Source organism: Zhongshania sp. (assembly GCF_041623545.1).
In the GTDB taxonomy this organism is placed as follows: Bacteria; Pseudomonadota; Gammaproteobacteria; order Pseudomonadales; family Spongiibacteraceae; genus Spongiibacter.
This window is the reverse complement of record NZ_JBFJWS010000083.1, coordinates 1-11,465: the sequence shown is the minus strand read 5'-3', so window position 1 is coordinate 11,465 and position 11,465 is coordinate 1. Positions and strand designations below refer to the sequence as shown.

10 protein-coding genes are annotated in these 11,465 nt (G+C 51.1%); 6 read left to right on the top strand and 4 right to left on the bottom strand.

The window, feature by feature from the left end:
- From ABYT30_RS09685 to ABYT30_RS09670, 4 genes are all read left to right on the top strand, one after another.
- Positions 1-415: dicarboxylate/amino acid:cation symporter (locus ABYT30_RS09685; RefSeq protein ID WP_373096235.1), on the top strand; the 415-nt coding region annotated here is incomplete at its 5' end.
- Between the two features lie 148 nt (positions 416-563).
- Positions 564-1,742, top strand: coding sequence for a hydroxymethylglutaryl-CoA reductase (locus ABYT30_RS09680; protein WP_373078787.1), 1,179 nt, complete (start codon positions 564-566; stop codon positions 1,740-1,742).
- A gap of 65 nt (positions 1,743-1,807) precedes the next feature.
- On the top strand, positions 1,808-2,731 hold the full coding sequence (locus tag ABYT30_RS09675) for an alpha/beta hydrolase (protein WP_373078789.1): 924 nt from the start codon (positions 1,808-1,810) through the stop codon (positions 2,729-2,731).
- A 41-nt stretch (positions 2,732-2,772) separates the two neighbouring features.
- Complete coding sequence (locus ABYT30_RS09670; protein ID WP_373078792.1) at positions 2,773-4,005, top strand: CaiB/BaiF CoA transferase family protein; 1,233 nt, start codon at positions 2,773-2,775, stop codon at positions 4,003-4,005.
- Between the two features lie 116 nt (positions 4,006-4,121).
- Here the strand turns inward: ABYT30_RS09670 and katG are convergent, their stop codons facing one another.
- Positions 4,122-6,335, bottom strand: a complete 2,214-nt coding sequence (katG, locus tag ABYT30_RS09665) for a catalase/peroxidase HPI (RefSeq protein WP_373096233.1) — start codon at positions 6,333-6,335, stop codon at positions 4,122-4,124.
- 342 nt (positions 6,336-6,677) lie between these two features.
- Here katG and ABYT30_RS09660 point away from each other — a divergent pair, with 342 nt between their 5' ends.
- Complete coding sequence (locus tag ABYT30_RS09660) at positions 6,678-7,931, top strand: MFS transporter (protein WP_373078798.1); 1,254 nt, start codon at positions 6,678-6,680, stop codon at positions 7,929-7,931.
- 81 nt (positions 7,932-8,012) lie between these two features.
- Complete coding sequence (locus tag ABYT30_RS09655; protein ID WP_373096231.1) at positions 8,013-9,839, top strand: SLC13 family permease; 1,827 nt, start codon at positions 8,013-8,015, stop codon at positions 9,837-9,839.
- 27 nt (positions 9,840-9,866) lie between these two features.
- Here ABYT30_RS09655 and ABYT30_RS09650 read toward each other — a convergent pair whose 3' ends face one another.
- The 3 genes from ABYT30_RS09650 to ABYT30_RS09640 are packed head-to-tail and all read right to left on the bottom strand — an operon-like array spanning position 9,867 to position 10,948.
- Complete coding sequence (locus tag ABYT30_RS09650; RefSeq protein ID WP_373078803.1) at positions 9,867-10,235, bottom strand: STAS/SEC14 domain-containing protein; 369 nt, start codon at positions 10,233-10,235, stop codon at positions 9,867-9,869.
- Positions 10,236-10,276: 41 nt separating this feature from the next.
- Positions 10,277-10,483, bottom strand: coding sequence for a hypothetical protein (locus ABYT30_RS09645; RefSeq protein ID WP_373078806.1), 207 nt, complete (start codon positions 10,481-10,483; stop codon positions 10,277-10,279).
- A 30-nt stretch (positions 10,484-10,513) separates the two neighbouring features.
- Complete coding sequence (locus ABYT30_RS09640; protein WP_373096230.1) at positions 10,514-10,948, bottom strand: hypothetical protein; 435 nt, start codon at positions 10,946-10,948, stop codon at positions 10,514-10,516.
- Positions 10,949-11,465 lie beyond the last annotated feature (517 nt).

Here is an 11,465-nt window from a genome sequence, read left to right as displayed (position 1 = left end):
GCCCCTCACCTTAAAAAGTATTCAGGAAGAGTCCGGCGTTTCCAAACAAGTTAGCGGCTTTGTCTTACCCCTCGGTGCCACCGTCAATATGGACGGTACCGCGCTTTATGAATGCGTTGCCGCGATGTTTATTGCCCAGGTGTACGGCTTAGAACTTGGCCTTGTGCAGCAATTCACCATTGTTATGGTCGCCCTACTCACCTCAATCGGCGTTGCGGGTATACCCGCTGCCAGCCTAGTGGCCATATCCGTCATTCTCGGTGCTATAGGCCTGCCCTTAGAAGGCATCGGCCTGTTGCTCGTAACGGACCGGATACTGGATATGATGCGCACCGCCGTAAATGTGTTTAGTGACTCCTGCGCCGCGGTAATTATTGCGCGCAGCGAAGGCGAAATGACGCGGGTAGCGGCTTAAGTCGGAAGTTTTATTTCCGCCGCTACTTCCTCAAGACCTGTTTTGGCTTTTCGTCAGACGCCTGACATCCGACGCCAGACTATTTTTTAGCTTTTCGTCTGACCTCAGGATGCCGACGTCAGACTTACCCCTAAAATAAGAGAAAATTATGAGTGTACGCAAACCCATTCCCCGCATAAAAGACAACAATTACTCCGAGGCGGCGGCCAAGCAGCGGCGGGAATTTATTGAAGCGGAAACTGGGGTTAGCCTCAAACACACTGGGCATTACTCCATGGACCCCAAGGTAGTTGAAGGTAATGCCGAAAACTTTATCGGCGTGGTGCAAATGCCAGTCGGTGTTGCGGGTCCTTATTTAATTAACGGCGAACACGCCCAGGGCGTTTTTTATGTGCCCATGGCGACCACCGAAGGCACTTTGATCGCCTCCTATAGCCGCGGTATGCGCGTGATTTCAGAATCCGGTGGCGCTACCGTGACCGTAACAGGCGAATCCATGCAGCGCGCGCCGCTATTTGAATTTGCCAGCGCCCGAGAAGCTCTGCATTTTTCCCAATGGCTAGAGCAAGAGCTAAGCGCTATTCGCCAACAAGCCGAAAGTACGACCTCAATTGGCAAGCTGCAAAACATCCAATCTTGGGTGATCGCCAATAAATTATTCACTCGTTTTAACTACAGTACCGGCGATGCCGCTGGGCAAAATATGACTGGCAAGGCCACCCACAAAGCCTGCCAGTGGATACTCGGTAATTACCCCGGCGTGATTGAGAATTTCTCGCTGTCCTGCGGAATCGAAACCGATAAAAAGCACTCGCACATGAACCTGCTACACAGCCGTGGCAAAAAAGTCGTGGCAGAGGCAACCATCAGTAAAGACGTATTAAAAGATCTAATGCGCGCTGACCCAGAGCGCATGGTGCGCCTGCGGCAACGCACCGTGCTCGGCGCTATTTTGGCGGGCTCGGCCTATAACGGACCTCACTCGGCGAACGGCATTGCGTCTATGTTTATTGCCACCGGCCAAGACGAGGCGAATGTGGTGGAGTCTCATACCGGCATTGCCTTTATGGATCTGACACCCGCGGGAGATTTGTACTACTCAGTCACGCTGCCTTCCGTTATTTGCGCCAGCTATGGCGGCGGTACTGGTCTGCCCACCCAGCGGGAATGTTTAGAAATAATGGATTGTTACGGTCAGGGCAAGGCCCGCAAACTAGCTGAAATAATCGGCGCCACGGTATTAGCCGGTGACTTATCCCTTGCGGCGGCAATCGTGTCAGATGAGTGGGTCTCTAGCCACGATCAACTTGGTCGCAATAGACCGTAATAGGTCGCCATAAAAACAACCGGCGTTAATCGCAAAGCGCGCCAAGGACGAGATCACGATTAGTTATGAATACCGATGAATTAAACCCGCAGCTGCAAAAAGTATATAGCCGTATTCCGGCCGTGCCGTTTCACAAACCTTGGCTCCTGAAACTGCTGCAATTGAATACCAAATGGCAGGGCAAACCAAAATCGGTACCGGGTATTACCATTAGCGATCATCGCTTTGGCGAGGCCGGTGTTCGTGTTTATCAGCCTGAGGGCCAGACCTCTGGTGCCGGGCTGCTGTGGATACACGGCGGCGGTTATATTATCGGCAAGCCAGCGATCAATGATCGCGAATGTATCAACTACGCGAAAAAATTAAATATTACGGTGGTTTCAGCAAAGTATCGTCTGGCGCCGAAACATCCCTTCCCCGCAGCCAGCGATGACTGCTTCGCCGCTTGGCAGTGGTTCCAAGAAAAAGCGGAAGAATTAGGCGTGTCGCCAAACCGAATCGCTATTTCCGGACAAAGCGCTGGCGGCGGCCTCGCCGCTGGCCTTGTTCAACGCATTCACGACAGCGGTGGAATTCAGCCCGCCGGACAAGCGCTTTTTTACCCCATGCTCGATGACCGCACCGCCAACCGCACTGAGCTAGATACGGTTAAACATCGGCTTTGGAATAATAATAACAATCGCGGCGCGTGGTCCTTTTACCTTGGTCACACACCGGGACTGAGCGCCGTAGCAAACTATGCTGCACCCGCACGCCGCGAAAATCTCGAGGGCCTCCCGCCAACGTGGTTAGGCGTCGGCAGTGTCGATCTGTTTAGCGATGAAGACCAACACTACGCCACACGCCTCAGTAAAGCAGGTGTTAACTGTGAGCTAAAAATCGCGCAAGGTGCCCCTCACGCCTTCGACGTCATAGCACCAGAGGCGCCAATCAGTATTGATTTTCTCGATTCTAACTACCAATTTCTACGGCGTGTGTTGACACTTTAAATTGCACAATCAACGACCGCAAAGCCAAGGCTGCAATAAATATGACCAATAAGACTACTGCGCCCGCTACGCCCTCACCCGATAATCGCGGCCCCTTACAGGGTATTCGTATTTTAGAACTTGGCCAACTGGTAGCCGGACCGTTTACCACCGCAATGCTCGCTTACTTTGGTGCCGAAGTAATTAAAATAGAACCGCCTGGCGTTGGCGATCCTATTCGGCGCTGGCGCTGTATGAAGGGAGATACCTCGCTGTGGTGGTATAGCATAGGCCGCAACAAAAAATCGGTTACCGTGGATTTACGCCACCCCGACGGCCAAGCCATCGTCCGCGAACTCGCTAGCCACTGCGACGTATTAGTTGAAAATTTTCGGCCCGGTGTTATGGAATCCTGGCAATTGGGACCAGAAGATTTAAAAATCGATAACCCCGATTTGGTGTACACCCGTATTTCCGGCTATGGCCAAACCGGCCCCTATGCCGACAAGCCCGGCTTTGCCTCTGTGTGCGAAGGCATTAGCGGTTTTCGACATTTGAATGGCTTCCCCGGTGAGGCGCCGGTACGACCGAACCTCAGTTTGGGCGACAGTATCGCGTCGCTGCACGCCATAATCGGAATATTGATGGCGCTGAACGCCCGCGAGCGCGGCTTACACAAGGGGCAGGTCGTCGACGTCGCGCTCTATGAGACCATGTTTAATATGCTGGAATCGGTCGTCCCCGAATACGCTGAAGAAGGCATTATTCGCGAAGCCTCCGGCACCACCCTCACCGGCATTGTGCCCACCAACACCTACCGCTGCAGTGACGCCAAATACGTGGTTATAGGCGGCAACGGCGATTCGATTTTTAAGCGCCTAATGACGGCCATAGGTCGTGAGGATTTTGCCGACGATTCCGCAATGAGCGACAACGCCGGACGTATTATTCATCAACTTAAAATAGACGCTGCCATTTCCGACTGGTGTTCTAAACACACAATCCAGGCTGTTATCACGCAGCTGGAAGCTGTGCGAGTCCCCGTTGGCCCGATTTACAATGCCCAAGACATGGCGGAGGACCCTCACTTTCAGGCCCGCGGCTTATTTGAAAAAGTCGAGGTCACCGGCGGCACCGTAACCATCCCCGGCATGGCGCCAAAGCTGGTCGGTACGCCGGGCAGCACCCAATGGCCGGGCCCAGTATTAGGGCAACACACTAAGGACGTGTTGACGCAATTATTGGGGGTCGATGAAGAGCGCTTGGCAGCGCTAGCAGAAAATGCGGTGATATAAACCGCGATCTCGCAGCACCTAAACGGCAAGCACACCGCGCGAATGCTATTCAGTCAATTTGATTAATTAGTAAGCGTAACCCCGTGGGGTTACGCTCGACTCGCCTAATTAGCCTATTAACGTAGATCGAAACGATCAGCATCCATTACCTTAGCCCAAGCTGCAACAAAGTCATTCACAAACCGTGTCTGAGAATCACTACAGGCATACACTTCAGCGGTGGCGCGCAGTTGCGAGTTAGAACCAAACACGAGGTCGACCCGACTCGCTGTCCATTTTACCTTTCCGGTTCCACGATCGCGCCCCTCAAACACATCGGCCTCACTAGTCGGCTTCCAGCTCGTGCTCATATCAAGCAGGTTCACAAAAAAGTCATTGCTTAATGTTTCAGCTGCGGTGGTGAGAACCCCACGTGGGTTCTCACCCACATTGGCATTTAACACGCGCATGCCACCAATCAGCACCGTCATTTCTGGCACACTCAAGTTCAGCAATTGCGCCTTATCGATCAACAGCTCTTCTGCACTAACACTGTATTGTTGCTTCAGGTAATTTCGAAATCCGTCTGCGACTGGCTCCAGCGCAGCAAAAGCCTCCACGTCGGTTTGGTCTTGAGACGCGTCACTGCGCCCAGGTGTAAACGGCACGGTAATCACTTGCCCCGCGCGCTCGGCGGCCAACTCGATTGCAGCAGCACCGCCCAGCACAATCAGATCTGCTATAGAGACTTGTTTGTCACCGGGCTGCGCCGCATTAAATACCTGCTGCACGCCTTCCAATTGCGACAATACTTTAGCAAGTCGCTTAGGTTCGTTAACCGCCCAATCTTTTTGTGGCGCTAAACGAATGCGCGCACCATTAGCCCCACCCCGCATGTCGGAGCCACGGAACGTCGACGCCGAGCCCCAAGCGGTGGCCACCAATTCTGACACCGACAAACCCGTTGCCAATATGGCGGCTTTCAGGGCGGCGATATCCTTGCTATCGATCAGCTCGTGGTTAACGGCTGGCAGGGGATCTTGCCAAATCAACTCCTCGGCAGGGACTTCTGGCCCGAGGTAGCGCGCCACCGGCCCCATATCGCGGTGGGTTAACTTAAACCACGCCCGCGCAAACGCGTCGGCAAATTCTGCGGGGTTCGCGTGGAAGCGCTTGGATATCCTCTGGTACTCAGGGTCCTCACGCAAGGCCATATCCGCAGTCGACATCATTGGTGCGTGACGTTTCGCTGGGTCATGGGCATCAGGCACCGTGTCTTTAGCTGCCCCACCTTTTGGTATCCACTGCTGTGCACCGGCAGGACTTGTAGTTAGCTCCCACTCATTGCCAAGCAAAGTATCAAAGTAGCTGTTATCCCAAGTGGTTGGCGTTGCCGTCCACGCGCCTTCCAAGCCGCTGGTAATCGTGTCTCCCGCTTTTCCACTACCAAAGCTGTTAATCCAACCCAAGCCCTGCTCTTCAATATTCGCGGCCTCGGGTTCCGGGCCAACATTAGCGGTGTCACCAGCGCCGTGGGTTTTACCAAAGGTGTGTCCCCCTGCAACCAAGGCTACTGTTTCTTCATCATTCATAGCCATGCGAGCAAAGGTCTCGCGAATATCTCGCGCCGAACCAAGGGGATCTGGCTTGCCATTGGGGCCCTCTGGGTTAACGTATATCAAACCCATTTGCACCGCTGCCAGAGGATTTTCTAAATCACGATCGCCACTGTAACGCTCGTCATCCAGCCATTCCCGCTCGGCGCCCCAATTAATATCTTCCTCAGCTTCCCAAATATCGACTCGGCCACCGGCAAAGCCAAAGGTTTTAAAACCCATGGATTCCAAGGCGACATTGCCTGCCAAAATCATTAAATCTGCCCAAGAAATTTTACTGCCGTATTGTTGTTTGATCGGCCAGAGTAATCTGCGCGCTTTATCTAAGTTGCCATTGTCTGGCCAGCTGTTTAGCGGCGCAAAACGCTGGGAGCCAGTACCCGCGCCGCCGCGGCCATCGCCAATACGGTAGGTGCCAGCACTGTGCCAAGCCATGCGAATAAAAAATGGACCATAGTGACCGTAATCTGCTGGCCACCAATCTTGAGAATCCGTCATTAAGGCCGTGAGGTCACGCTTAAGGGCTGCATAATCCAGCGTTTTAAATTCTTCAGCGTAATCAAATTCAGCGCCCATAGGGTTACTCTTGGGCGAGTGCTGATGGAGAATATTTAGGTTTAATTGATTTGGCCACCAATCCTGATTCGCGGTACCGCGGTCAGCCACTTGGGTACGTGAACCATGCATTACTGGGCATTTACCGGTACTGCCAGCTTCATTGTTATTTGCACTCATATCTCTCTCCATTTAAGCGGTTTAAACCAAAAATACACTAACAACTTACGGCTGATCTTGCTTAAGCGATCAACTTGTTTAGCTAATGAAAACTCAAGAACGCTAGCGTGTATTACTACGTTACCCTCCCTGGCCAATAGTTTAAATTTGCATATTGCTATCAAAGCAATAGCTTTAACGTATTAACAAGAAGCCAAGTCTAGTGAACAGGATAGACCAGCGTTCTAGGCTTGCACCGAACGGCAAATGAAACTTCGACTAGTGTGTCGTGTGCTGTCAAACTATAGGGTTTCTCACCCCATTCATTCCCACTCACTTCATTAGCCAAGAACGACACCATTTATGGCCACAAAGCGCCCAATACGCATGTTTGCTGCCTTCCAAAACACCCAGTATCGCTGGCTATTCACCAGCAATATGGCGTTTATGTTGGCCATGCAAGGCCAAATGCTCGTCCGCTCGATGATTACCTATGAGCTGACCCAAAGCCCGCTTTACTTGGGGCTAGTCAGTTTTGCGGTCGCCATTCCAATGTTTTTAATGGCCCCCTTTGGCGGTGTTATTGCAGATAGAGTCGAACGCCGACGCCTCATTATCTGCGGACAAATTGCCCTCATATTGGCTGAATTAAGTATTTTAGGTCTGTTCGCCACTGGCAATTTACAATTTTGGCATCTGCTTTGTAGTTCGGCTGTGATGGGCTGCGTATTCCCATTAATCATGCCTGCGCAAACCGCAATTGTGGTCAATGTGGTCGGTAAAAAAGGCTTACAAAATGCCATGGCACTGTCCATGGGGGGTATGTCAGCAACGCGAATATTAGGTCCGACATTAGCGGGTTTTCTGGTCGCAACACTCAGTCTTGCCGGTGCTTATACTGTTGGGGTGATTTTTTACGCCACGGCGTTATTGTGTTTACTCGGCGTAAAACAGAATCATTCTGAACGAGAAAAAACCGACAAGTCTGTTGTCAGCGATTTAGTGGAAGGCTTCCGCTATGTTGGCAATAATCACCTCGTCCTCATTATGTTGTTGTTCGGTATTTTACCGATGTTTTTAGCAATGCCTTTTCAGTCCTTCCTTGTTGTATTCACGGAGAAAGTTTGGCCAGTTGGCGCCACAGGGCTAGGCTTACTCTATGCCGTCGGCGGTGCCGGTAGCTTAATAGGCTCTATTTATGTGGCGGGCTTAAGCAATAGTAAGGCGCGACTCCCCCTGATGATGCTATCTATTATCTGCTTTGGATTGGCGCTGTTCGCCTTTGCGCTTAGCCCCTGGTTTTTATTAGCACTGCCACTGGTCTTTATCGCCGACGCCTTTGCCAGTGTGTTTGGCACCCTAAACAACGCCGCCGTGCAGGTCTTGGTTCCCGATGAAGTGCGCGGCCGCATCTCCAGTTTTATGATGATGTCCTTTAGCATTACGCCTATGGGCACACTGCCAATGTCGATGATTGCAGAGACCTATGGCGTGCAAACCGCTGTTACACTGGCCAGCGGCTTAGTCATTGCGGTCGCGATCGGATTCTATGTCTTCTGCAAACCGCTGCGCTTTTTAGACCAACGCCTGCGCGACAATTATGATGCTCAGTATTAGCGCCACAACTTCGCGTATAAATATCGCCTGCCCGCAATGGTATTATGTCCCGCTCACCGCAACTGACAGGATTCCTCACCAATGAGCCAAGAAGCCCTTTTTGTCTTCGCATTAATTGGTGTTGCAGGAATTTTGATGGCAAGCAATCGGGTGCGCTTCGACATTGTGTCACTACTCGTTGTTTTGACCTTAATGCTAAGCGGAATATTAACGATTGAAGAATCGATAGCCGGTTTTGGCAGTCCAGTGGTAGCACTGGTAGCAGGCTTGCTCGTCATTGGCGAAATGCTATCCCGTACCGGTGTTGCCCGCGTGGTTGGCGACTGGGTCCTTAAACACGGCCAACAGAGCGAAACGCGTTTGCTGGCACTGATAATGGCCGGCGCCGCACTCTTGGGCTCGGTAATGAGCTCAACGGTCGTCGTTGCTTTGTTTATCCCTGTTGTCCTGCGTATCGCCTCTGAAACCAAGCTCAACGCATCGCGTATGTTAATACCGCTGTCCTATGCGGCGCTGATCTCTGGCATGCTCACCCTGATCGCCACCACCCCAAATATTGTCGTTAACGAAGAGCTTAAGAAAGCCGGTTTCACGGGTTTTGGCTTTTTCAGTTTTTCACCCCTCGGATTCGCGGTACTCGCGGTTGCCATTGCCTATATCCTCCTCGTCGGGCGGCGTCTATTGGGCAATAAAGAAGCCAAACCAGCGGAGCGTAAACTCGACCGCTCCCAAGAGGAACTCTGGCGGGAATACAGCCCCGGTAGTGTTTACCAAAAACTGCGTGTTGATGCCGGCACAAAATACGCTGGAATGTCGATTGCCGAAACCCAGCTAGAGACCAATTACCACGTGCGTATTGTTGGTGTGCTCCGCCGCCATCGGCAAGGTAAAAAGCACATCGTATCCCCCGCCCCAAGCCTAGAACTTACCCCGGGCACAACAATGCTAGTCCTTGGCAAAAGAGAGGCCATCGAACGCCTTGTAAGTGAGCAATCACTACGACCAATCGCCACTGAGAAAAGTGACCGCCAGCGCTGGCTGTGGGATATTAGCGGGGCCGCGATTCTCATTCATCCCGAGTCTCAGCTCTTGGGTAAGTCCATAAAAGAGGCCGAGTTTCGCTCAAATTACGGCGTTCATGTGCTCGGCCTGCGGCGCAATTTTAAGCCGGTTGACGACTTTAGCGACGTCAGCCTACACACCGCCGACAGTCTGTTTGTGGTTGGATCCTGGGCCAGAATTCAGCAACTTAGTCAAAAGTCTTATGACTTTGTCCTTACCGAATTCCCCAGTGAACACAGTGATGTGGTGCCTTCCTACCGTAAACTCCGCGTCGCATTGTTGATTCTCGCGACCATGGTATTCCTCACCATGTTCAATATAGTGCCCTTGGTCGTCGCCGTTTTAATGGCAGCGCTAGCGGGGGTTTTTACTCGCTGCTTGAGCATGGAAGACGCTTACCGGTCGATTCATCTGAGTAGTCTGGTGTTGATCGCGGGAATGTTGCCCCTTGCGGAAGCCTTGAAAAAAACCGGTGGCACCGAGCTCATTGCCGACGCCTTAATGAATGCCTCGGCGGGCGCCGGCCCCTATATGCTGCTAAGCCTCATTTTCTTTCTTACCGCAAGTATTGGCCTCGTGCTATCCAATACCGCCGCAGCGGTACTGGTATCGCCTATTGCGATCTATGCTGCACTCGCGATGGGCGTCTCGCCTTACCCTATGGCGGTGACCGTCGTCATCGCAGCGTCCTCGGCGTTTTCAACGCCAGTAGCAACCCCGGTTGTTACCCTCGTCGTCGAACCCGGGCGCTATCGCTTTATTGACTTCGTCAAAACCGGTGTACCCTTGCTTGTGCTCACCTATTTAACGACGCTACTGATTGCGCCATTGCTATTCCCGTTTTAAGCAAGCAAGGGCTGCGACACTAGCGAATCACTTTGCTGCCAACCACGCCTCAGCCCGTTCCAAGTCTTTAAAATCAAAAGCTTTTATATCCAAACCAGGGAAAAACTTACCTTCAATTTCGCTGATTTTTTGCAGCCATTTTTTATCGCTTAATACCGCAATACGCTCGAATTTTTTAATTAGTTTGAGCAACTTAGGCATACGCGAGAACTCAATCGCTATCGCTGCGAGTGACGGAAATTGAAAATCCTCGATCCGATACAGCATCGTACCGCCTTCAATATTTTCTGACTCGGTAACCAGCGCATCCAAGGCAGATCGCATTCCCGCTGCGTCTATCTTGCCGTTGATCACGATATCTAGGTGATTGCCGGAATTATGAATTACTTCAATCATATTGGCTCCAAAATCAAAGACTAAGGACAAAATCGAAGTGATTATACTTTCAACACCCGGGGCACACACATCAATAACACACCGACTATAATCACCGTCACTACACTGCTAAATATATAAGGAAAGAGCATCAAAGCAATGCCAGTATACAGCACCACTTTATTGCCTTGTTTGCGACCGTAAACAAAGTAACCCAAACCAACAGAGCTAAATAGTAAGCTCCATAACAGCATAGCCTCATTCGCCATAAAATCCGGCCTCAAACTCTTTTCTTAACATTAGGGCAAAAACGACGGTTTGTCATAGTTATGCCAGATAAGCGTGGTGCGTCGTATTTCTTTACAGGCATGTATCTCAAGGCGATTAAAGTTCACGCCGGCTTCCATGCCCGTCGATGCACTTAAGCGCAGTAATTTTTTATTATTTTCGACTCGACCTTCTACCTTGTCTAAATACACTGACACGCCAAACTTAGAATGTAGCATTGCGCTGACACAAGCATTCGGAAACGCATCTGAAAACGCCTGCACAGCATTATCTTCACTCTCAGTGTTAACATATTGGCTCACATCAATCTCGAGAGAGGCCGCCTCAGTAATAGCACTAATTGGCTCAGCCAACGGGATTAACGTTGTTGCATCAACTAAGTCAATTGATTTCGGCGTTAACAAACTGGCTCCGCCAAAAATTAATATTTTAATCAGTGTGATCATCTCTAATCCTTCCATGTGAAAAGTGAGCTCACTTTGCGAATTTATTCACTGTGACGCAAACCCAACTTACGGTAAAAAGACCACAGGCAAAGTACCGCGATTAAGGCCGCAGGGATTTTATTACCCTCGCATTGGTCAAGCAAACCAAGGCAATAACGCCACTCTTAGGTTTTTGTCCAGCCACTGCTCAACTGCGTTGGCCGGCAGCGCCTTGTCCGTGTTAAATTCCCTCACTAGTCGCATTGGAGCGGGCAAGCGCATCAATTTTTTGCCAATGGCCATTACCGTCTTGGTTTTCGAGCTATAATCCGCTCTGTGACAAGTAGTTCTTATAAAACAATACCTTAACTACGCGACATTATACGCGGCGCGATTGCCCACAAAGCCATTCATTAACAACGCAGTGCCAAGAGGACGACAATGCCAAATTCAATACCCTTTTCCACTGACCTCTCTCAAGCTCCGCTGGTTACGCCATTTTTTGATGAGCCGACCAACACTTTTTCTTATCTCGTTC

Coding starts and splice junctions, on each gene's coding strand:
- ABYT30_RS09680 (WP_373078787.1), top strand. CDS start 564: ATGAGTGTACGCAAACCCATTCCCCGCATAAAAGACAACAATTACTCC.
- ABYT30_RS09675 (WP_373078789.1), top strand. CDS start 1,808: ATGAATACCGATGAATTAAACCCGCAGCTGCAAAAAGTATATAGCCGT.
- ABYT30_RS09670 (WP_373078792.1), top strand. CDS start 2,773: ATGACCAATAAGACTACTGCGCCCGCTACGCCCTCACCCGATAATCGC.
- katG (WP_373096233.1), bottom strand. CDS start 6,335: ATGAGTGCAAATAACAATGAAGCTGGCAGTACCGGTAAATGCCCAGTA.
- ABYT30_RS09660 (WP_373078798.1), top strand. CDS start 6,678: ATGGCCACAAAGCGCCCAATACGCATGTTTGCTGCCTTCCAAAACACC.
- ABYT30_RS09655 (WP_373096231.1), top strand. CDS start 8,013: ATGAGCCAAGAAGCCCTTTTTGTCTTCGCATTAATTGGTGTTGCAGGA.
- ABYT30_RS09650 (WP_373078803.1), bottom strand. CDS start 10,235: ATGATTGAAGTAATTCATAATTCCGGCAATCACCTAGATATCGTGATC.
- ABYT30_RS09645 (WP_373078806.1), bottom strand. CDS start 10,483: ATGGCGAATGAGGCTATGCTGTTATGGAGCTTACTATTTAGCTCTGTT.
- ABYT30_RS09640 (WP_373096230.1), bottom strand. CDS start 10,948: ATGATCACACTGATTAAAATATTAATTTTTGGCGGAGCCAGTTTGTTA.